The 21,602-nt window shown below is 47.0% G+C and carries 16 protein-coding genes and 3 pseudogenes; 9 read left to right on the plus strand and 10 right to left on the minus strand.

Annotation, left to right across the window (positions count from 1 at the left end):
* Positions 1 to 145 precede the first annotated feature (145 nt).
* Positions 146 to 1,066, plus strand: coding sequence for an NAD(+) kinase (locus LAY41_RS23855; protein WP_249103518.1), 921 nt, complete (start codon positions 146 to 148; stop codon positions 1,064 to 1,066).
* Positions 1,067 to 1,160: 94 nt separating this feature from the next.
* On the opposite strand, the gene nblB is transcribed toward LAY41_RS23855, so the two are convergent.
* The 6 genes from nblB to LAY41_RS23885 all read right to left on the minus strand — a co-directional run bounded on the left by nblB (position 1,161) and on the right by LAY41_RS23885 (position 5,062).
* Positions 1,161 to 1,826 (minus strand): phycobilisome degradation protein NblB, encoded by a 666-nt coding sequence (gene nblB / locus LAY41_RS23860; protein ID WP_249103519.1) that lies wholly within the window; start codon positions 1,824 to 1,826, stop codon positions 1,161 to 1,163.
* Between the two features lie 33 nt (positions 1,827 to 1,859).
* Positions 1,860 to 2,327, minus strand: a complete 468-nt coding sequence (locus LAY41_RS23865; RefSeq protein WP_249103520.1) for a CBS domain-containing protein — start codon at positions 2,325 to 2,327, stop codon at positions 1,860 to 1,862.
* A gap of 150 nt (positions 2,328 to 2,477) precedes the next feature.
* A complete protein-coding gene (locus LAY41_RS23870) occupies positions 2,478 to 3,530 on the minus strand; it encodes a M42 family metallopeptidase (protein ID WP_249103521.1) in 1,053 nt (350 codons plus the stop codon).
* A 100-nt stretch (positions 3,531 to 3,630) separates the two neighbouring features.
* The gene (locus tag LAY41_RS23875) at positions 3,631 to 3,810 is read right to left on the minus strand and encodes a BlaI/MecI/CopY family transcriptional regulator (RefSeq protein WP_476726993.1); all 180 of its coding nucleotides are present in this window, start codon (positions 3,808 to 3,810) and stop codon (positions 3,631 to 3,633) included.
* Positions 3,811 to 4,026: 216 nt separating this feature from the next.
* Positions 4,027 to 4,305, minus strand: a complete 279-nt coding sequence (locus LAY41_RS23880) for an MFS transporter (protein ID WP_249103522.1) — start codon at positions 4,303 to 4,305, stop codon at positions 4,027 to 4,029.
* A gap of 178 nt (positions 4,306 to 4,483) precedes the next feature.
* Positions 4,484 to 5,062, minus strand: a complete 579-nt coding sequence (locus LAY41_RS23885) for an asparagine synthase-related protein (RefSeq protein ID WP_338023047.1) — start codon at positions 5,060 to 5,062, stop codon at positions 4,484 to 4,486.
* On the opposite strand from LAY41_RS23885, the gene LAY41_RS23890 reads away from it, so the two are divergent.
* The 3 genes and pseudogenes from LAY41_RS23890 to LAY41_RS23900 all read left to right on the plus strand — a co-directional run.
* A complete protein-coding gene (locus tag LAY41_RS23890; RefSeq protein ID WP_249103525.1) occupies positions 5,061 to 5,225 on the plus strand; it encodes a hypothetical protein in 165 nt (54 codons plus the stop codon). The genes LAY41_RS23885 and LAY41_RS23890 overlap by 2 nt on opposite strands.
* Positions 5,226 to 5,517: 292 nt before the next feature.
* Positions 5,518 to 6,132, plus strand: a pseudogene (locus tag LAY41_RS23895) (ABC transporter substrate-binding protein); the annotation flags it as partial.
* 62 nt (positions 6,133 to 6,194) lie between these two features.
* Positions 6,195 to 6,395: pseudogene (locus LAY41_RS23900) on the plus strand (precorrin-6A/cobalt-precorrin-6A reductase); the annotation flags it as partial.
* Between the two features lie 51 nt (positions 6,396 to 6,446).
* Here LAY41_RS23900 and cbiD read toward each other — a convergent pair.
* A complete protein-coding gene (gene cbiD, locus LAY41_RS23905; RefSeq protein ID WP_249103529.1) occupies positions 6,447 to 7,559 on the minus strand; it encodes a cobalt-precorrin-5B (C(1))-methyltransferase CbiD in 1,113 nt (370 codons plus the stop codon).
* A gap of 522 nt (positions 7,560 to 8,081) precedes the next feature.
* Between cbiD and LAY41_RS23910 the strand changes: the two genes are divergently transcribed.
* The 3 genes from LAY41_RS23910 (at position 8,082) to LAY41_RS23920 (ending at position 9,819) form a co-directional block, all read left to right on the plus strand.
* Complete coding sequence (locus LAY41_RS23910; protein WP_249103531.1) at positions 8,082 to 8,237, plus strand: hypothetical protein; 156 nt, start codon at positions 8,082 to 8,084, stop codon at positions 8,235 to 8,237.
* A 4-nt stretch (positions 8,238 to 8,241) separates the two neighbouring features.
* Positions 8,242 to 8,928, plus strand: coding sequence for an ABC transporter permease (locus LAY41_RS23915; protein WP_476726994.1), 687 nt, complete (start codon positions 8,242 to 8,244; stop codon positions 8,926 to 8,928).
* Between the two features lie 117 nt (positions 8,929 to 9,045).
* Positions 9,046 to 9,819 carry a hypothetical protein gene (locus LAY41_RS23920; protein ID WP_249103535.1) on the plus strand — a complete coding sequence of 258 codons (774 nt, stop codon included), beginning with the start codon at positions 9,046 to 9,048 and terminating at the stop codon, positions 9,817 to 9,819.
* Between the two features lie 364 nt (positions 9,820 to 10,183).
* Here the strand turns inward: LAY41_RS23920 and LAY41_RS23925 are convergent, their stop codons facing one another.
* The 3 genes from LAY41_RS23925 to LAY41_RS23935 all read right to left on the minus strand — a co-directional run bounded on the left by LAY41_RS23925 (position 10,184) and on the right by LAY41_RS23935 (position 19,081).
* The gene (locus LAY41_RS23925; protein ID WP_249103537.1) at positions 10,184 to 18,124 is read right to left on the minus strand and encodes a DUF4347 domain-containing protein; all 7,941 of its coding nucleotides are present in this window, start codon (positions 18,122 to 18,124) and stop codon (positions 10,184 to 10,186) included.
* Between the two features lie 593 nt (positions 18,125 to 18,717).
* A complete protein-coding gene (locus LAY41_RS23930) occupies positions 18,718 to 18,879 on the minus strand; it encodes a hypothetical protein (protein ID WP_249103538.1) in 162 nt (53 codons plus the stop codon).
* Positions 18,880 to 18,892: 13 nt separating this feature from the next.
* Complete coding sequence (locus LAY41_RS23935; protein ID WP_249103540.1) at positions 18,893 to 19,081, minus strand: hypothetical protein; 189 nt, start codon at positions 19,079 to 19,081, stop codon at positions 18,893 to 18,895.
* Between the two features lie 360 nt (positions 19,082 to 19,441).
* Here LAY41_RS23935 and dnaG point away from each other — a divergent pair, with 360 nt between their 5' ends.
* On the plus strand, positions 19,442 to 21,367 hold the full coding sequence (dnaG, locus tag LAY41_RS23940) for a DNA primase (RefSeq protein WP_249103542.1): 1,926 nt from the start codon (positions 19,442 to 19,444) through the stop codon (positions 21,365 to 21,367).
* Between the two features lie 22 nt (positions 21,368 to 21,389).
* Positions 21,390 to 21,602, plus strand: a pseudogene (locus LAY41_RS23945) (hypothetical protein); the annotation flags it as partial.

Here is a 21,602-nt window from a genome sequence, read left to right on the forward strand (position 1 = left end):
CGTTTGTTATATAGGTTGGGTTTTTATTGCTAACCTACTTAAGACAGCTAAAAAATAGGTAATATCAATATTAGGAGCGACAATATATTTTAGTTTTATCGCGATTCGAGAGTTTAATCTGTAGCTGAATAATATTAGGAAGGAAGTGGAGCTAAAACAGGTTATTATTGCACACAAGGCAGGCGATTCCCAAAGCAAGGTCTGGGCAGAAAGATGCGCTAAGGAACTCGAACAGCGCAATTGTAAGGTTTTGATGGGGCCGAGCGGGCCAAAGGATAACCCCTACCCGGTTTTTTTGGCGTCATCTACACAATCGATCGATCTGGCGCTGGTACTGGGGGGTGATGGTACGGCTTTATCAGCTGCACGGAATTTGGCTCCTGATGGGATTCCTATTTTGGCAGTGAATGTGGGGGGGCATCTAGGGTTTTTGACCCAGCCTTTTGAGGAATTTAAAGATACGGAAAAGATTTGGGATCGGCTTCTGGAAGATCGCTACGCCGTTCAGCGGCGGATGATGTTGCAGGCGGGGGTATTTGAGGGAAATCACACGAATTTGGAGCCAGCGAGCGATCGCTTCCTCGCCCTCAATGAAATGTGCGTTAAACCTGCTTCAGCCGATCGAATGCTGACCTCCATCTTGGAGATGGAAATTGACGGGGAGGTGGTCGATCAATACCAGGGAGATGGGTTAATTGTGGCGACACCTACGGGGTCTACCTGCTACACCGTTTCGGCTAATGGCCCGATTATCCACGATGGAATGCAGGCGATCGCAGTTACGCCAATCTGCCCCTTGAGTTTGTCCAGTCGTCCAATTATATTACCGTCTGGGTCAGTAGTTAGCATCTGGCCTTTGAGCGATTATGAACTCAGCACTAAACTCTGGATGGATGGCGTTATGGCAACCTCTATTTGGCCGGGACAGCGGGTGGATGTAAGGATGGCCGATTGTCAAGCTAAGTTTATTATCTTGCGGGATAACTACTCCTATTACCAAACCCTACGAGAAAAGCTGATGTGGGCAGGTACGAGAATTCACTATAACAACAATCACCGCAATTGAAATGGGGGCATGGGGATTCAGTTTTGAGTTTAAAAATTGGCTTCTCCCCCACTCTCCCACTCCCCCGCTCCCCCGCTCCCCCGCTCTCCCGCTCCTACGCTAGGGGCAAAGAGTTTTTGGCTTCCTCTGCCACTTGCTCTACCTCATCATCAGTCATTTTTTCCAGAATAACGAGGGCTTCTGGGCTACCCAAGTGTTTGAGGGATTGGACTAACCGATAGCGGATTTGCCAATCTGGATGTGTGGCGTAGGGAGCAAGCAATGGAACGGCACGCAAATCTCCCAATTCCCCAAAGGAACTGATGGCGGCGGTTTGAACTAGGTCAATGCTGGAACCGAGTGCTTCAGTGAGTAAGTCGAACGATCGCGGATCGCCCATTTCTCCCAAAGCAGCGACGATGCTCAGCTGGAGAAGCCATTCGGAAGTGTTGCGGTAGGCTTGTCGCAAATCTTCAAAAGCTTCTCCTAACTTTAGCGCCCCGATGGCATCTGCCGCTGCTGCTTGCACGTCTATTTCGGAGTCGTGCAGCAGGCTAGAGCGCAAAATTGACAAAGCTTTTTCTAAATCCTGCTTACCCAGGGTATCCATTTGGCTGACGGCAGAATATCGAACGCGAGTATTCTTGTCCCCAATAGCAAGTTGAACCAGCTCAAAAGCGATCGCCGGTTCCAACTGACGCAGTTGGTTAAGTCCTCGCAAGCGATCGCTCACTTCCTCCGAACTTAGCAATTTTTTAACAGACTCAGGATTAATTGTCATTACTTATTAATTCGCGTCGATGCTGACAGAAAACTAATCTTGACTGGCTGCCATTTCCCGGATAATGTCCCCACGGGTGAGGATGCCTTGAACATGACCGCCATCATCTATTACCGGCAAGCGGCGAACTTTTCGCTCGTGCATCAGTTGTGCAGCTTCCCGCAAGGACTTATCGGGATGGACAGTTGCTAGGGATTCCCCGGTCATTAATTCCCCAACCGTTTGTCCTAAAGCTTTGTGGAGGTCGCGATCGTAACGACCGGGATTTTCTAAATAAATCACGGTATCGAGAATCATGATGTAAGCCGGAGGAGTCGCCCCGGTTTCCTGCCACAACAAATCGCTCTCGGAAATAACACCGACTAACTTGCCATCCCCATCAACCACAGGCAAACCGCTGATGCGGCGTTGGGCCAAAATCTTGATCGCCTCCTTGAGAGACGTTTCGGGCCGCACCGTGACGGGATCGCGGCTCATCACATCGGCAACTGTTTTGGGCATGATCGACTGCTATCTCTGATTAATTCCCGGCTTCACTATTATTGTAGAAAATCATAGGATCAACGTATTGCGTTTAGATATTGTCATCCGTTATCGGTCGGTCAAAAGCGACTGACTAATGACTAATGACTAATGACTGGTGACTAATGACTAATCACTAAATTCCGTTTCGCAGTAAGCTTGCAGTAGATGGAAGCAATTGGCGATCGCTCCCAAATGGGCAATTTCGTAACCGTGGGTATTTTGGGTAGGGAAACTCAAACAAGCCGCACGCGCCACATGACCGAACTTCATGGCAATTGACGCATCGGAACCAAATCCGCTCAATGTTGCCAATTGTAAGGGAATACCCAGTCGCTTTGCCACCATTCGGATGTTACCGTTGAGCGTTTCGTCGTATATCCCGTAGTTATCTTGGCAAAGCAGTACCGGCGCTTCCCCGTCTTCAATGGGATATTCGGTTGACAAAGGACAGATTTCCAGGGCGATCAAAGCTTCTAGACGCTGATTTTGGGTAAAGTACAAAGCGCCGATCGCACCTACTTCTTCTTTCGCCGAAGCTACCAGATAGGTATCGATCGCAGGTTGCTTTAAATTTTCCGCCAGTTCTAACAAAATTGCCACCGAAGCTTTGTTATCGAGGGTGTAACTGGCAATATAGTCTTTCAGCCGGATCGGTCGTTTGCGATGCTTACCTACCACTACGCGGGTTCCTGGCCTAATCCCTGCGGCTTCTAGTTCTTCGGCAGTGCATTTTGTTTCCACCCAAGCATCTTCCCAGCGCAACGGTTTCTCTTCCTGGTGGGCTTTTTGGGGAGACTCGTGGGAGACGTGGCGCGATCCGAATGAGAGAATACCGCTAATCGTTTGGTTGTCTCCCAAGAGATCGACGACCCCTTCGCCGTAAACCCAGGGAAACGCACCGCCCAGTTTTCGGACTTGCACTCGTCCAAAAGATTCTATGCTCTTGACAATTGCGCCAATTTCATCTTTGTGGGCAGTGATGGCTAGAGCCCTTGTAGAATCTTTACCGGGGATTAAAGCTAGAACATTCCCTGCCGCATCCAGCCAAGCTTTCACTCCCAGGGCGTTAAATCGACTCATCAACAGCCGATCGATCTCGGCTTCAACACCGCTGGGAGAATGGTGCAGCACTAACTCTTCAATCGTATTGAACAGGCGATCGTAATTTAATAAATCCATTTGCAACTCAATAACACTATAGTTAGAGACTAGGGGCTAGGGGCTAGGGTCATATCATGTTCGGTAGCATCGGTTATCTAAAAAATTCCTGTTCTTATTCTTATCTGCGTTCATCTGCGTACCCTGAACTATAAGTCAATTCCCGGTCTGGATCGGCTAGAATGCGATCGTGTATATCTTTGACTGTGGCACAACCAAGTTCCCAAATTATATTCAAAATCTCGGCTTCTAAAGGCCCTAATGAAATTTGCTTAGGGCGGTAGTTGGGTAGATCTGCCATGACACCTTCACTTTGTGCTAGTTGCAATATATTTTTTGGATCGTATTCAACTTAATCTTAGGTGTAGTCCTAAGTAGTTGATTGGGAATAAGTATCCTACTTATCCTACTTATCCTCCTTATTCTCCTTATTCTCTCTATTACCAAACTACTGAAAGTCGGTTACTCAGACAGGACTAAAGCTGCGTGTCATACTTAAATCAACTTGTAGGGTGCGTCAGACTTTCGTTATAGATTGATAGAATAAGGGTTTTGACAAAACAAGGCAAGAGATTAGAACCGAGAGTAAAGCCGATCGACGATTCCAGCGGTCTACAAAAGCGCCTGCGATCGGTAATAGTAAGATGCTTGGTAGAAAAGTGAATAGAGAAATGAGGGCGAATTCTGTGACTGAACCTGTTTTTTGATATACCCAAATACCTAGTGCAAAGCTGGTCAACCCAGAACCAATCAGCGAGACAAGTTGTCCAAACCAAATGAGAATAAAAACGCTCATAACCGATTTTAGATGTTATATTTGTGGGATCGTCAAATTGTCTGTTGTCATCGTTGGTTAAATTTTTACCGCAGATGAAGACTCTGGAACGCAGATTAACGCAGATAAGAATAATCACCGGAATTTTTTAGGTAACTGATGCGTAAGGGTATGATATGAAGCATCAACAATGAACAAACTATAAATTGTAGCGAGTATGCAGAAAGTATGTACCTAATAACATTAGCCAAATTGAGTCTAAAGCGATGCGTTTGCGTTCAGGCATTAGGGGAAGTTCATCCAGCAATGCGATCGCTGTTTTTTGGTCAAAGAATGGCACTGATTCCATCGCTGAACTACGCAAGGAATCTTGAATCAATGAATAAAGCTGATTATTCGTTGTCAAAGAAGCTGGTGGAGCAGTAAAAGGCTGTTTTGGACGAGAGTAAACTGTATCAGTTAAAAAAGGTCTAGCTGCTTCCCGTAGCACATATTTCTCCTTCATTTCCCGAATGAGTATTGAAATTGGCATCTGGCGTACCAACTCGAAAAGATGGTGATCTAGAAACGGCAAACGCACTTCTATGGCCTGTGCCATTTCTAAACGTTCGGCAAACAATATATAGTTTGGTAGAATTGATTTAGACCACCAATAAAGCGACTGAATAATTGGCGATCTTCCTTCCATTTGACCAGTTACGTCGAACTGATTTAGAAAATTACCATAAACATCTCTATTTGCAAATTCGGATGCGTAATCAGGCGCAAGAACGAAGATGAAAAAAGGATCTGCTTACTGCTATTTCCTTTGCACGCAAACGGATGCGAAGGCTCTTCCGTACTTAGTGTGCCAAATTATTAGTTTTCTGGTGCCTTACACCTTAGCTGGCTGGGATTTCAAAGCGATCGTCCCCAAAGCCGCATACCATAGAGCAAGCTAATGGTGGAAATAATCTCAAAGCCTTACCTAGCAAAGTCTTGAGGATAAATTTAAGTTAATTTAGCACACTAAGTACGGAAGAGCCAAGTTTGACAGCTTGTCGTTTGACGCCAGCGACAGATCGACTCAGAATAAGGGCTGTAGCGGCGCTTTCTGCACGGTCTGATGTCAAAAATGTTTTGGAAGGCTTTCAAACTAAATTTAGCTATTCTGGGTAGCACCTGGCTTTTGTCTTGCTCAGCGAAAGTTCAAACCGCGATCGCACTTGAGTTAAATCTAGACCAAACAGATCTCCCTACGCAAGTTACTCAAATCCGCAGTTGTATAGCTATAATCCCGAACAGGCAAAAACTTTGTTGGCAGAGGCTGGGTGGAAGCCGGGAAAAGATGGAATTCTCCAGAAGAATGGCAAACCTTTCCAATTAACAATGATTGTTGATGGTGATGCTTTCCCGCAAGCTAAATCTATGGCGGAAGTAATTCAGGCGGAACTAAAAGAAATCGGTGTTGGTGTGGAGATCCGCTTGATTGACTCCGGTGCATGGAACGACGCCCTCATGAAGAAACAATTCGATCTGGCAATTAACCTTTCCTGGGGTTCTCCCTACGATCCTCATTTAAGTTTAAAATCGATGTTTCATTCGAGCGACCAACCTGTCGAACATGGAGGGATTTACGCCAACCCCAAGTTGGATAAATTAATTGATAATGTTCTGGTAACAAAAGATGAGAAACAACGGCAGACTCTTTATGGAGATATCCAGAAATTCATGGATGAAAATGTCGCCGTTATTCCTGTTGTTTACTCAAGTCGGGTTTATGCTGTCGGTAGCAACGTGAATGGCTTTCAATTAGCGGGAACTGAATATGAGTTAAACCTGGAAGGTGTGACGCTTCAGGGACGCTAACCAATTTGGGATTTCGGATTATCATAGCCACAGTCAGATATGTGAGGACAACTTTGCTAGAAGACGAACGGGTGTTATTGCAACAGAATGAGATTGAGGCGATCGTCAGCAAAAACAGTGGTGGTGATGCCACCTACGCCACTGTTTTTGCCGCACGAGAGTTAGGATTACCTGTGGTGATGGTGCAGCGTCCACCCGTCCCTGATGGGGAAAAAGTTGCGGATGTAGAAAGCACCATCTCCTGGCTCAGAAATAGGTTTTGACAACAGATGAACACAGATAAGAATAAAAACTGGATGCAACCGGACAGGATATCAATTAGTTGTGCTGTTGATTTTTTTTACTAACTTCAATCCCTCGATTAACTGAACAGCGATCGCATCTCGTGCAATGATTTTTCCTTGGCGATCGAACAAAACTGTACCTACTTTGAGTGGCACGTTGGCGTACTTCTGCACGAATGCTTGTGCTTTCTGAGAAATTGTGTTTGCCAACGCCTGAAATACTAGCTCGGCCAATTCCAGTTCAACTAAGATTTTATATGCAGCATCGGCAGTCTTTGCTGCTAAAACAGCTTCCACGTTTTGCAGACTGCTCCCAGCCCTAACAACGGCTGCACTGATAATTTCTAGTTTAGCATCTGCCAGATGACTAGACGTATTGAAAATACCACCTGCTAGTTTAATTAATTTTCCTTGATAACCAAGCAGTAAGACAGATTCTGCACCGCGTAATGCGGCTTCCACTAATAGCGCCCCAATCCAGTTTCCAGTTTGCACGATCGCTGTTTCTGGAATGCTTAACCGTTGAGCAACCTGCATCCCATTACTACCAATGCAAAAGACTAAATCGGATTGATGTTGAACCTTCGCTTGTAAAATTTGACGAAATTCTTCTAAATGTTCTTCGGCTGAAAGGGGTTGAGAAATTCCGCTTGTTCCGAGCAACGATAGCCCTTCCAAAATTCCAAAAGCCTCATTCGAGGTACGTTGAGCTAGTTGCCTCCCCTCTGGTATAATAATGGATACCGTGACAGTTCGATCGGGTGGAATCAAAGGTAATAAGTTCGCCTCAAACAAACGGCGAGCGTAACTGTAGATTGCCGATTCTCCCGATGCCGTTTTTCCCACTCCTTCTCCCCCTTCTAAAATAAGAGGTTCTGAGTTTCTTTGTTGCAGTTTTACCCATGCCCAGATTGGCGTGTTGCGGGTCAAGTCTAAATTATCTCCAGGGTCACTTATCGCGATCGCCAAAGCACTATCTACTTCCAATTGAGCAACTTGCTCAATTGGAATCGTTGCTTCACCCGGCATTAAGTCAATAGCGACTGATTGAAGGGTTTCAAGATTTCTAGTTTGCAAATGTAACAAAGCAGCTTTAGCAGCTGCCACGGCAAAAACTGGAAGAGTGTAACCTGTACGAGCCATTGTTCGATCGAGAATTTGTAGTATGGATAGGGAGTAGGATGAATGCTGTCTCTATTCTCCATTCCCTATTCCCTATTTTCCTATTAAAACAGCGCGGCAGAAATAACTTACCCGATCCCAAGTAGTTAAATGGCTGACACTCAAAGGATTTTTGAATGCGTGAATGCGTGACTTTTGCTTAGCGACGGATTAACGCACCGTATAAGATTGGCGATCGCACACCCGTAGTGCGATCGCCCGATCGAGCGATTGTCGTAAAGGTCGAGTCATAAATTCCATATTTCTGACATCAAGGAATTACTTTATCTTCATCACACAGAGAAATAATTCGATTTACAAAAGCTTTTAGCTCTGGACAGGCTTGAATTGCAGAGAAGCTTTAGGTATTTGGTCAAGCCAGATTGGCGCATGAAACACTCTGCATCGTTTAGATTGGCGCGGTATAACTTCATTGTTAGTTTGCCTAATCTCTCAGCGAACAGTAAGATACACAACCGATATTTTGATTTGGTATAGTGAAACATGGTTATATTCTTGCTAAAGCGTTTGGTTGGATCGGTGGCGGTACTGGTAGCAACAAGTATGCTAGCTTTTTTCTTAATCTACCTAACACCGGGAGATCCAGCAGTAATGATTTTGCGATCGCGCATAGGCCGTTTGCCATTGGGCAAGGACTAATGTTATTTCGTTTGTTGGTATTCTGCTGGCGCTGTTGATGGTAATTGTCAGCTTTCTGGCTCCCGTGCTAGCCCCTTACGATCCAACTATTCAAGATCTCAATATCGGGCTGAGTGTCCCCAGTTGGGAACATCTACTGGGTACAGACCAACTGGGTCGAGATATTCTGAGTCGGCTTTTGTGGGCGGGACTCAGTACGATCGCCCTCACTGCGATCGTACTGAGTCTAAGCTTAATGCTCGGTGGGGGAATAGGTATGTGCGCTGGTTACTTTGGCGGATTTGTTGATGAGGTTTTTATGCGCTTGGTGGACTTGTTTCTTTCCCTACCGAAACAAATCCTCGCACTAGCTTTGGTTGGAACTTTAGGTTCGGGATTTCCCAATTTAGTCTTAGCGCTTACAGTAGGTTGGTGGCCTACTTATGCGCGGTTGGTGCGTAGCCAAGTCCTCGCCATTAAGACGAATGAGTTTATCGAAGCGGCTGAGGCTTTAGGGGGAAGACCGCTGCACATTATCCGAGTACACTTGCTCCCGGCGCTGGTGGGGCCAGTCCTAGTACAACTTAGCTTAGACGTGGGAGCAAGTGTGCTGGCGATCGCCGGACTGAGCTTTCTGGGGTTGGGCATTCAGCCGCCGTCGCCGGAGTGGGGAACAATGCTTGTAGATGCATGTCCCGGCTTAAATTGGTAGCCGCGCTGAGTGCTGTTATTTTAACTCACATTCCGCACCCTCAACTGTCACAAACTACCTAGATACTACCCCAACCATCAGCCATTATCGAAGCAATGCTTTCAGGAGGTAAGAATCGTGGTCTATTCCTATTTCATCAGTTTTAATTTGGGAATTGTCTTTTTGGTTTTGCTGGTTTTTGGCATACTGCAATGGTTGCACGTCCCAGCGGGTAGTTTTATCGACTGGGTTATTGCTGTGGCTATTTTTGAATGGTTGCTGGCAATTGTGACGGTGCCTTGGAATATCCACTTTGAAGCTAAAGAAGTAATCGCAGAAGCAGCACAGTCTGCGGAAAAGGGAATTAGAGTTGATGACAAGCAAGTTAAGTATGCCAAAATGGTGGCGAAGCGATCGCTCTTTGTCGCTATTGCTCTACATCTTGTTTCTGCGATCGGTTTGTACAGCCTAGCCGCCGCTGGTATCAGTGTCATCGGATACCTCAGTTCGGGAGCCGCTTTGCTCTTAACTGTGCTGCGCCCAGCTGTGCGGGGTTATCAATATTTAGCGGTGCGGCTGGCGATGATTCGCGAACAAATCAAGTATCCTCGCGAAGATATTGTGGAATTGCGTAGTCGCTTTGCTACTTTGGAGACAGCCGTTCAGCGCCTAGAAGATCTACTGAACTCAGAATATCCAGACTCTTGGGCTTCCGTACAGCAGCGCCAGTTGGAAGCGATTCGCAACGATTTAACCCGCATGGGGGCTGGGTTTGAAGAATTGCGATCGACCAATCTAGCTGAGCATAATCGGCTGGCGCGTGAGGCGCAAGAAGCGATCGCCCAACTGACAACTGACGGTCAATTTCTCGATCGCGTTCGCGAAATCATCCGATTTTTCAAGACAGCGTAATCCCTAGTGCAAGTGGTCAGTTGTCAGTTGTCAGTTGTCAGTGGTAAAAATCAAGATTTCCAGAGCAATCATTGGCAATTTTTAGTGGTGAGTTATTTCCGCCATCCTGCACTAGAAACCCGATTCAGTATTCGGGATAGGGTATGAGAAACCCGGTTTCTTTGAGAAACCGGGTTTCTGGCATTAAGCTAAAGCGCATCAGAGCTTGTATATTTCCGAGCGTCGGGGAAAACTGTCAATCCCTCCCCATCCCCCCATCTCCCCATCTCCCCATCAGGCCAAACTTATCAGTCGGCCTTACTTCATTTGCTAGTTAATCCTTCTGTTCCTTTTCTGTTACTTTTTCAGCCAGCCCTATTGACGTTCAAACAACAGTAAAGGCAGCATTCGCGATCGAACTAGCCGATACATTAGATAGGATTGCCAGTAATTCATCATTGGCAGCGATGCGAACCAAGGTATCTTGTGCAGAGATGCCAGTACCTTGAGAGATCGCTAACTGCTCAAACTTCAAACCACCAGATAATCCCAGTCGGTCAAGACCGACTTGGAAGTCAACTAGAGTGTCTACTCCAGTATTGGAACCCAGAACAAACGTATCGTTACCTGGGCCGCCAATTAAGGTGTCATTACCAAGGTCGCCCACAAGCAAGTCATTTCCTAAGTCGCCAGAGATGAGGTCATCGTCCTTGCCACCGTAGATAACATCGTTGCCTTGGCCACCATACACATTGTCCTTACCCTGGTTGCCATTTAAGAAGTCATCACCTTGGTTGCCATAGAGTTGGTCATTACCGCCAGCACCCATCAGGGTGTCATTACCAGACCTACCGTTGATTATGTTGGCTCCCGCATTAGCTTCGAGTCTGTCTGCTACGGCAGAACCAACAATAGTTGCACCTACTCTACCTTCACTCATGCCAAACTTCATAAAGTGTTCAAAGCCACTCTTGAATAAGCCTTGAGTAACGGCTGGTGCTACATCTGAGTTTTGGCCCAGGTAATCGCTATTGTTAAATAACAGGCTAGGATTGCGGTTTTCTTTCATTCCAAAGTGAACGAAGTGTTCAAAGCTATTGCGGAACAAGCCTTTTTGAACCGCTTCGGCGACATCCAGGTTATTAGTCGAATAGAAGGTTGGATCGAAGGTTTCGACAACAACACTATAGCGAGGTTGTGGGTCGCGTCCTTCCAGCATTCCAAAATTAATTAGATGTTCGAGTCCATTTTTGAATGAGCCTTGTTTAACTGCTTGTGCAACATCTGGGTTTTCTGCCAGATAAAACATATCAAAAGGAGCTAACCGAGAACTGGGGTCGCGACCTTCGGCTAGTCCATGCTTGATGAAGTGTTCAAAGCCGCCTTTGAAGACGCCTTTGGTAACGGCATCTGCTACATCTTGATTGTTGGTGAGGTAGTCGGAAGCAAACATTGCACTGGGAGCGCGTCCTTCCGTAAAACCGAATTTACTAAAGTGTTCAATGGGTGTGCGGAACGCTCCACTTTGTACAGCGGCGGCTACGTCAGAATTTCGGCCTAGATAAAAAGTCGGGTCGAAAAAGATGCCATTGAACTCAGGTAAGCGGGTGATGGGTGGGAGTGATGTACTGCTGCTAGCATCAGAGGAATCACCGCCACCAGTGCTGCCGTCCGAACGAACCAACAGGTCTTCAGGATCGATCGTCTCGAAAGTGGGGCGAAGAGTGGGGTCAATTACACGCACCTGCCCCATCTTCTCTTGGATCGATTCCTTGGTGTTGTTGGCGAGGAACTGCTCTATCGTCAAAGTTCCTGCTGCCAGTTCCGGCAGTCCGACTGCGATTTGTCCCACCGATACCGCCTGCAATTTGGTAATTTCAAGGGCGATATCTTTGATAGGACGACCGCTAGCGGCGAGTTCCTTAACGATCTGATTGCCTAGTGCCATTACAGTTGCGGCAGTCGCAGCGACACTCGATAGCTGCGAAGCGTTGATATTGCTGTCTAGAATGGCAGCAGCAGCGATCGCATTCTGTACAATTGGCTGAATTGTCTCTACTTTGCTCAAGTCAACCGGAGTACCAGCTTTGAAAGTCTCGGCGATCGCTGCTGTTGCGGCATTCCCCAGTTGTGTCAGCGGCATTTGGGAAACCCCCTCAATCAATTTCGCCGTCTGGACGATCGTGTTTTGCACCATAATCATCGTGGCAAACACCGATACACCATTCGCGTCATCATTGGCAATAGCTTCCAGGGGGTCGTAGCTGCCCAAGTCCACTCCTGCCGGCAATCCCAGAGCCGATTTCACTTGAGTTTGGGCCGTTTCAGGGTTAGTTCCTTGCTCCGCTAACGCAGCGATAACCGTCGTTAAAGGAGTTACCACCGTTGATTCTGGAGTTGAAGACAACTGAGTGTCTAGAGGCAAATAGGTCGAGATATCTATCCCGTTGGCCATAATAATTTTGCCTTCGGTATAGTCGATCTTGCCATCCTGATTTTTGTCAAACTTTTCTAGTTCTACTGTGAGGTCGAAGCTGCCATCCGGGTTAGTAAAGGCGAAGGGTTCATTATCATCTTGCACCCGATTGAAGTTGGCATCAAAGAAGACTTCCCCACCCGTTATGTAACCGTCAATAGCACGACTCTTGCGCGTCGAACCAGTTCCCAACCGGAAATCGGCCAGTTTCATTTCACCCAGGCGTTTCTCGTAAGCCGTTGTCCAGCCCCCAAACAACAGATATTTTTTGTACTCAGCCTTAAAATCTAGGACGGCTTTGACCTCACCATTGATTTCAAATAAACTCAGCGGGTTGCTAATACGGGAAGTAATTTCCGAGGCGTGGATTTTGCCATCGCCGCTAGTGCCCTTGCTTTGGTCTTCACCGACATCGAGCAAGTCAAACTTAGCATTCGCCTCAATTCCACCCGTGAGATAAGCTTTTGCCACGAAAGCATCAACCCCGCCCCCAGCCTTAATACTAGCTTTGAGCTTGAGTTCATTTACATCCGGCCCCGTACCATCCGCATTTTGGCGATCGCTCACGTATAAGCCATCGAGAACTTTATAGGCATCTGAGGCATTAAAGCCAGATTGTTTCCATTGAGAAAGTCCAGAAGTATCAAAGCCGAACGCAAAGTTCGCTTTAGCTTCAAAGTTTCCCTGTAACTTGCCGTTGACACCTATATTTACAACGGGAATTGAGTAGATAGGAAATGTTTTATCAATGTTGAAGTTAAAGTCTAGCTTCGGCACTTTATAGGCGAACAGGGTGACATCCGGTTTACCCATCAGTAAATCGATCGCGGTGCCAGGATTGGTCAAGATGGGTAAACTCAGCCCATCCATCTTTTGGAATAGGCTAAGTAGCTCCTGCGTCTTGCCCTGTGACTTCGATTTAGCTTGGTCGGTAGAAGATGCTGCACTCTTAGTTTGAGTTGTCTTAGCGGTTTTAGTATCAGCCTTGGGATCGGTGGCGTCGAAATCTATCGCATAGTCACCCAGGTCTATAGCAATGTTGCCATTTTGAGAGGAAATATCTTTGAGCAAATCACTAGCCTTGCCGATATACTCAATGCCATCTAGGAATCGAGTATCGATTTTTTTGCCTGCGACAGTGGCACCTGCTTCGAGCAGCGTGACCTTGCCATCACCGTTTTGGTCAAAGAAATTCTTGATGGGACTGAATTGAGACAGCGGTTTAATATCGCTGTTGAGTGCATTAATGATAGGACGAGCCGGCTTAAGAATATCATTGACTTTGGTAATAACAGGTTTCGCAAAATTCGTGATCAAGCTACCCAAGTCGAGCTGCATATTCTTGAAGGCGAGCTGGGGTTTTTGCGGCCCACTCCACTTACCGTTCTCGTATTTCAGTACCGGGAAAGCTGCGTTGAGGTCAAAGTTGAACGACGGAATCGCCGCACTGCCATTGATGCTCGTTTTTGCACTCAGGCCGAGGTTGGCTTTGGCGTCTAAACTCGTACCAATCAAGTCGGAGAGTTTATAGTTGCCCTTGCTCAGTTCATTGAAGGTCAGTCGCCCGTCATCGATCCCTCCTTGGGCGGGGGTTAAATCTTTCAGGGATGCCTTAAAATCACCGCTAATTTTAGTCGGGTTAGTGCCATTGGTTCTCAGATCCAGTTGCAAGAAACCCAGATTGGCTTTGCCCGTAAAATTATTGGCTAAGCCTACTTCAGCACCGAGGGTAAGCTTTGTATTGGTTGTATCGAAGAAGATGCCATCCTGATTCAGACCCAATCCCAAGTACAATCCGTACTTGAATGTGGCGTTGGCATCGCCCTGAGTATTAAATCCCAGCGCCGGCAGCCCCAAATTGGCATCGAGTTTCAGCGTTTTGGTGTACTCTTTGCGCAGGTTAACCAGAACTTTGGCTTCTCCGTTTGCCCCAACTGAGCCTGTAATTCTCAGGTTGGGGAAGTCTTTGCCAAGAGAAGTCTTGATAGTATCTTGAAAGTTCACCGCATCCCAGCTTGGCGCGGCTTTCAGGTCGGTGATTAGCCTGTTCTTAATACTGTTTAGAAAATCAGGGGCAATGGCCTTGAGTTTATCACCCACCACCGGGATTTGAGCCGCCAGATTGTTGGTGAGAGACTCTTGCAGCTTGTTAAAGCCCAAATCGAGGGCGTTGATCTCAACATCTGTTTTAATAACGATCGCCTTAGCAGCACCCAGAGAGGAAGTTGCACCAGGAGCCGGCAAGCTGAGCGTCGCATTATTATTAGCCGCATCTTTAATCGTTCCCCCCGCCAAAGATAAAGCATTGGTAGACGCATAATCCAAGTCTGGCGCGTTCTGCCCCTGTCCTACGGTGTAGTTAAAAGTGAGGCTATTAGTGCCACTACCGCTGGTATAGGTGGCCTTGCCACCGGAATTTAAGGTGAGTTCCGGTTTGTTTGTGACGGTGACTGGTTCAGAGAAGCTAACGGTGATGGGGATAACACTACCGACACCATAATTGCCATTGGCGAGGCTGGATGTAATAGAAGTAACGGTGGGCGGTGTGGTGTCAACAGTGGTGAAATTCCAAGCAGTTGCCCCTGTAATCCCAGCATAATTGTTATTAGCTAAGTCTTGAATTGCACCGGCAGCAATTTCAACGTAGTAATCAGTACCGGGCGCTAAGTCAGCCGTGGGATTAACTGTGACCGTAGAGCCGCTAACTGTGACATTGGCTGAAGTAACATCGATAGTTTCGACAACTGAATTGTCAGAGACTTTCTTGATCACCAGATTGCCCGTGCCTTTGAGCACAGCTTCACTCAAGGTGACGACTAAATTCGCAGCCACAGCCACGCTGGTGGCGTTATCTGCGGGGGTGAAAGTGGTGGCTGTAGGGGCGATCGTATCTGGGGCGGTAGCAGTGGTGAAATTCCAAGCAGTTGCACCTGTAATCCCAGCATAATTGTTATTAGCTAAGTCTTTAATTGCACCGGCAGCAATTTCAACGTAATAATCTGTACCGGGCAGTAAATCAGCCGTGGGATTAACTGTGACCGTAGAGCCGCTAACTGTGACATTGGCTGAAGTAACATCGATAGTTTCGACAACTGAATTGTCAGAGACTTTCTTGATCACCAGATTGCCCGTGCCTTTGAGCACAGCTTCACTCAAGGTGACGACTAAATTCGCAGCCACAGCCACGCTGGTGGCGTTATCTGCGGGGGTGAAAGTGGTGGCTGTAGGGGCGATCGTATCTGGGGCGGTAGCAGTGGTGAAATTCCAAGCAGTTGCACCTGTAATCCCAGCATAATTGTTACCAGCTACGTCTTTAATTGCACCGGCAGCAATTTCAACGTAATAATCAGTACCTGGCAGTAAGTCAGCCGTGGGATTAACTGTGACGCTACTGCCGCTAACTGTGACATTGGCTGAAGTAACATCGATAGTTTCGACAACTGAATTGTCAGAGACTTTCTTGATCACCAGATTGCCCGTGCCTTTGAGCACAGCTTCACTCAAGGTGACGACTAAATTCGCAGCCACAGCCACGCTGGTGGCGTTATCTGCGGGGGTGAAAGTGGTGGCTGTAGGCGGTGTGGTGTCAGCTACATCATTATCAGTAATGGCGACGGAACCTGTGGTTGTAGTTCCTAAAGTAACACCACTAGAAGGAGTAGAAATTGTGAAAGTACCTGTTTCAGTTCCTTCTACCAAGGTGTCATCATTAACATTGACGGTAAAGGAACCTGTAGTTTGACCAGCAGGAATGGTAATGCTAGTAGGAATTGTCCCAGTAAAGTCAGCGGGGGCGGCAGTTCCAGATAGAGCCACATTTACTGTTTGATCTCCGACAACTGCGCTGGATGCTGTGGCAGTTACAGTAATCGCTGGACTTCCGGTTTCTGTACTTGTGACTGGAGAAACTGAGAGGTTTACTGTGGGGAAGTCGTTGTCGGTAATTGTCAGTGTCGCAGTCGTATTAGCGACAACTGGATCGAGAATGTAGTTAAAGCCAGTATCAGCAGTGACGTTAACTTTGACTGTTTCCCCTGGGTTAACAATAGCATCATCGACGGGGACAGCATTAAGAACAGCGGTGGTTACACCAGCGGCAATTGTAAAAGTATTAGCGGTGACAGCCGTGATATTCGTACCCGCTGTTAAGGAGTAGTGAGCAGGAGTAGCAGCGGTACTACCAATGGTGTCGAAGTTGACGACTAAACCGCCTGCGGGGGCGGCAGTATCGAGAGTGATATTAAATGTGCCAGTGGTGGGGCCGGTTTCGGTGGGGGTAGTGCCGGCGGCGATGCTGACTTTGGGGGTGCTGTTCAGCAGGATGGAGGTGGTGTTGCTGACCTGGTTCGCCAAAGCTAAGTCTGGTTTGCTGTCACCGTTGAAGTCGCCGATGCTGACTGATATGGGGTTAGTCCCAGTAGTGAAGTCAACTTTGGTAGCGAAGGTGGGGGTGGTGGCCCCTGTGGGGGTGTTGTTCAGCAGGATGGAGGTGGTGTTGCTGTTCTGGTTCGCCACAGCTAAGTCTGGTTTGCTGTCACCGTTGAAGTCGCCGATGCTGACTGATTTGGGGTTAGTCCCAGTAGTGAAGTCAACTTTGGTGGCGAAGGTGGGGGTGGTGGCCACTGTGGTGGTGTTCAGGAAGATGGAGGTGGTGTTGCTGCCATAGTTCGCCACAGCTAAGTCTGGTTTGCCGTCGCCGTTGAAGTCGCCGATGCTGACTGATTTGGGGTTAGTCCCAGTGGTGAAGTCAACTTTGGTGGCGAAGGTGGGGGTGGTGGCTGCTGTGGCGGTGTTGTTCAGGAAGATGGAGGTGGTGTTGCTGGCAGCGTTCGCCAAAGCTAAGTCTGGTTTGCCGTCGCCGTTGAAGTCGCCGATGCTGACTGATATGGGCCTAGTCCCAGTGGTGAAGTCAACATTGGTGGCGAAGGTGGGGGTGGTGGCCACTGTGGTGGTGTTCAGGAAGATGGAGGTGGTGTTGCTGAAATAGTTCGCCACAGCTAAGTCTGGGAGGCCGTCGCCGTTGAAGTCGCCGCTGCTGACTGATATGGGGTTACTCCCAGTGGGGAAGTCAACATTGGTGGCGAAGGTGGGGGTGGTGGCTCCTGTGGCGGTGGTGTTCAGGAGGATCGAGGTGCTGTTGCTGTTAAAGTTCGCCAAAGCTAAGTCTGGTTTGCCGTCGCCGTTGAAGTCGCCGATGCTGACTGATATGGGCCTAGTCCCAGTAGTGAAGTCAACTTTGGTGGCGAAACCCAGGATGCCACTGTAGGTTTTGAGGGCGTTTTCTGTGAAGGGGAGTTTGGGCTGTGTGGGGGATGGGGGTGTAACTTGGGGAGAAAATGCTAAGGCGGTTTTAATTTTGCCTGTGATAAATTCTAGGTTCCAATCACCACCGAGGGTGCTGTTTCCTGTCAGGTTGGTTGAAGCTGCTACTTTTGCCCCACTCAACTGACTTAAAGCCTGCACAAATGCCCGACCCACCTTACCTGCGGCGACGCAGCAACCGTAAAGCAAAATATCTGCTTCCTCAGTCAGCGCGTTGCGCCACTGCTGGAGTTGACTGCTAAAACTTTCTAAATTTTCTCCATTCAGTACACCTGAACCAATACGCAAGCTGCCTTCGCTACCGTGAGAAACGATGTGGATGCTACTGATACCAGCTCGTTGGGCTAACGCAGCTGTAATTTGGCTGACTCCATCCTGAGAGGGGACAAGTAGTACCGCTTCTATCCCAGGTTGCAAGCCAGCAATCAAGCTTTCGTAGTCGCCTACCGCTACATCAACAAAGACTATGCTCTGGCTGAGTGTATTGTCGGTTAGTCTTTTGTTGATGGATCTTGTATCTTTTAGCATTGTGATTTCCTCTATCTTAAAGTATATTTTTTGCTCTGTTATAGTTCTACCCATAGACAGGTGCAAAATGCTACAACTTTATAGGGACTTCACAAAAGTTTGTAAGTTTCTTTAAAAAAGGCGATCGACCAATCAAGCTGAGCATAACCGATTGGCTCGTGAGGCGCAAGAAGCGATCGCCCAACTGACAACTGACGGTCAATTTCTCGATCGCGTTCGCGAAATTATCCGATTTTTCAAGACAGCGTAATCTGGGTCTTTCGGAATTATTATGCTAGTGTTTCTGGTGAACATTTTTGTAGGGACACGGCATCATAAATATGTCGGGATAAATGAAAATTTTGATTATGCCGTGTCCTTTCTCAGCATAATTGACAAGGGAAGAACCGTTTTTGTAGGGACACGGCATCATAAATATGTCGGGATAAATGGAAATTTTGATTATGCCGTGTCCCTACTTACAAAGAAACCCAACAAATGTGTTGGGTTTCGTGCCTCAACCCAACCTACAAATTAGGCATTTTAGGTTTTTGGCGAAGGTATTGTCAAAGAAACCGGGTTTCTGGCATTATAGTTTGATTCCAAACTTACTTTTATGCTGTTTCCTTCTCGATCTTGTTTGCTTTATCGACTATCGCCTTGAGCGCCATGCGAATAGTCCAAGAAGAAGTGCCAGGATTGGCTTCGATTTCCAGGATCAGAATATTTAAATCGTCGATTACTACTTCAAGTGTTCTATCAGTCATGAGGGGCATAACTATTAATTTCTCAAGCTGTGGTAATTTGCAAATAGCAAAAATTATTGTTTACATTTTCATAATATAATTGGGCTTGATAAGCGGCCTTATGTGGCTCATGATTTTGGCAATTGCCTGTCTGGTATTGGCTACAATTACCATTATTTTGTTGAGCTTGTTCGTAGGCTAAAGCCATATAAATATAAGCTAGAGTTTCCATATTTGTTCCTCGCAAAGTTATCGTGTTTGATTTTATTTAAGTGGAAATAGTCACTGGGTAAAGGTCGTGGTTGACCAGTTTATTGAGCGTCATTGTCAATTTCAGTTCTAAATCCACTTTGGTGAAGGAGAAGAGTCATTGGAGGTAGACACTCTGAGAACTGGCTGAAGTCTGATTCGATCGCTATACCCTTGGGGTTAGTGGAGGTCTTCGCGCCTGTCCAATTAAAGATACGCTGGAGATAAATCGTTTCAGGAAATTTTTTTTGAGGCGGGGTACTTATGGCACAATACATATATAGCCACAGTCACATAGGTTAGGACAGTAATAAAATCTAAAATCTAAAATTACCCATGCCCCATGCAAATTCCCCGCCTGCACCCAGATACGATCGAACAAGTCAAACAGAGATCTGACATAGTTGATGTGATAGCCGATCGCGTTGTCCTACGCAAGCGGGGCAAAGATTTTGTGGGATTATGCCCCTTCCACGACGAAAAATCCCCCAGTTTCACAGTCAGCCCCAATAAGCAGATGTATTACTGCTTCGGGTGTCAAGCAGGGGGAAATGCGATCGACTTCCTCATGCAACTGGGAAAACTACCCTTCAGCGATGTAGTGCTGGAACTGGCAAAACGCTACGCCGTCCCGGTGCAAACCCTCGAACCAGAACAGCGCCAAGAATTGCAACGCCAAATCACGCTACGGGATCAGCTATATGAGATTCTGGCAGTGACGGCGGCGTTTTATCAGCACGCACTGCGATCGGCCCAAGGACAGCAGGCGCTAGAATATCTCAAATCCCAACGTCAGCTGAGTGAAGAAACGATCCAACAGTTTCAGCTAGGCTATGCACCGGCGGGTTGGGAAACGCTTTACCGCTACTTAGTGGAACAGAAAGGTTTTTCTGTTCATTTGGTGGAACAGGCGGGGTTGATTAAGTCTCGCAAGGAGGGGGGTGGTTATTATGATGTATTTCGCGATCGCTTAATTATACCCATCTGCGACATCCAAGGACGTGCGATCGCTTTTGGGGGCAGAACTCTTACCAACGACCAGCCCAAATATCTCAACTCACCCGAAACCCAACTATTTAATAAAGGTAAAACTTTATTTGCTTTAGATAAAGCCAAAGACGCCATTGCAAAGCTTGATCGAGGTATCGTGGTGGAGGGATACTTTGATGCGATCGCACTCCATGCCGCCGGAATTACCAACGCAGTCGCCTCCCTTGGCACAGCACTCAGCATAGATCAAATACGCCTGTTGTTGCGCTACACCGAATCCAAACAACTGGTACTCAACTTCGACGCCGACAAAGCAGGTACTAGCGCAGCTCAAAGAGCAATTGGAGAAATCGCCGACTTAGCCTACCGGGGAGAAGTGCAATTGCGAATTCTCAATATACCCGATGGCAAAGACGCCGATGAATTCCTCAAAACATATTCCCCAGAAGAATATCACCATCTGCTGACAACCGCGCCACTCTGGTTAGACTGGCAGATTCAGCAAATGCTGGTCAATAAAAATCTCAAACAAGCCGATATTTATCAGCAAGTTGTTCAGCAAATGATGAAATTACTGAACAACATTGGCAACCCAGATACGCGATCGCACTACATCAACTCCTGTGCAGAAATTCTCAGCCAAGGCGATGCGCGACGGGTATCTTTGGTTGCCGAAAATCTCATGGCTCAACTTAAAAGAACCCAGCGTGCTGGCCTAGTTGGTATAGCTACCAAGCGTTCTAGTCCTCCTGAATCGATACCAGCTTCTTCTGAGAGCGAGAAATTAGAGAAAGCAGAGGCTTTACTTTTGCGCCTTTATCTGCATTGTCCCGAATGTCGTCAAGCGATCGCAGATATTTTAGAGGAGCGAGATTTGCAATTCAGTCTTTCCCACCACAGATTTTTGTGGCGACAGATTTTACATTTACAGGAAACAGCCGCACAACTAGAACTAGACTTGATCTCGAAGCTGCAAGATAATAACCTAGAATTTAAGCAAGAAATGAGCCAAGTTTCTCCCCTGTTTCACTTAGATGAAAAGAGCCAGCGAGATATTTCCCGCACCTCCAAACAGATTCAATCTGCTGTCAACCGGATAGAGCTAGTGATGTGTGAAAAACTCTCTCGTCATTTTCTAGATCTCTGGAAAAAAACTAACTTATCCAGCGATCCAGAACGCAAGCAGCAATACTACCAAGAATTCAACGACGCTAAACAGCGAAGCATGGATTTAGAACGGGAATACGAAGTCAAATTTTCTGACTTAGGGGAAATTTAAAGGGGAACACAGATAAGCACAAATGTTGAATGGTCAGTGGTCAGTGGTCAGTGGTCAGTGGTCAGTGGTCAGTGGTCAGTTGTCAGTTGTCAGTTGTCAGTGGTCAGTTGTCAGTGGTCAGTGGTCAGTTGTCAGTGGTCAGTTGTCAGTGGTCAGTTGTCAGTGGTCAGTGGTCAGTGGTCAGTTGTCAGTGGTCAGTTGTCAGTGGTCAGTTGTCAGTGGTCAGTTGTCAGTT

Origin of the sequence: Argonema galeatum A003/A1 (genome assembly GCF_023333595.1) — a bacterium.
Lineage (GTDB): Bacteria > Cyanobacteriota > Cyanobacteriia > Cyanobacteriales > Aerosakkonemataceae > Argonema > Argonema galeatum.

Bases quoted from the DNA above. Each gene is read 5' to 3' on its own strand.
- dnaG (WP_249103542.1), top strand. From the start codon at position 19,442: ATGCAAATTCCCCGCCTGCACCCAGATACGATCGAACAAGTCAAACAG.
- LAY41_RS23890 (WP_249103525.1), top strand. From the start codon at position 5,061: ATGAAAAAAGGATCTGCTTACTGCTATTTCCTTTGCACGCAAACGGAT.
- LAY41_RS23930 (WP_249103538.1), bottom strand. From the start codon at position 18,879: ATGCCCCTCATGACTGATAGAACACTTGAAGTAGTAATCGACGATTTA.
- LAY41_RS23870 (WP_249103521.1), bottom strand. From the start codon at position 3,530: ATGGATTTATTAAATTACGATCGCCTGTTCAATACGATTGAAGAGTTA.
- LAY41_RS23925 (WP_249103537.1), bottom strand. From the start codon at position 18,124: ATGCTAAAAGATACAAGATCCATCAACAAAAGACTAACCGACAATACA.
- LAY41_RS23910 (WP_249103531.1), top strand. From the start codon at position 8,082: ATGGTTATATTCTTGCTAAAGCGTTTGGTTGGATCGGTGGCGGTACTG.
- LAY41_RS23935 (WP_249103540.1), bottom strand. From the start codon at position 19,081: ATGGAAACTCTAGCTTATATTTATATGGCTTTAGCCTACGAACAAGCT.
- LAY41_RS23880 (WP_249103522.1), bottom strand. From the start codon at position 4,305: ATGAGCGTTTTTATTCTCATTTGGTTTGGACAACTTGTCTCGCTGATT.
- LAY41_RS23865 (WP_249103520.1), bottom strand. From the start codon at position 2,327: ATGCCCAAAACAGTTGCCGATGTGATGAGCCGCGATCCCGTCACGGTG.
- cbiD (WP_249103529.1), bottom strand. From the start codon at position 7,559: ATGGCTCGTACAGGTTACACTCTTCCAGTTTTTGCCGTGGCAGCTGCT.
- LAY41_RS23875 (WP_476726993.1), bottom strand. From the start codon at position 3,810: ATGGCAGATCTACCCAACTACCGCCCTAAGCAAATTTCATTAGGGCCT.
- nblB (WP_249103519.1), bottom strand. From the start codon at position 1,826: ATGACAATTAATCCTGAGTCTGTTAAAAAATTGCTAAGTTCGGAGGAA.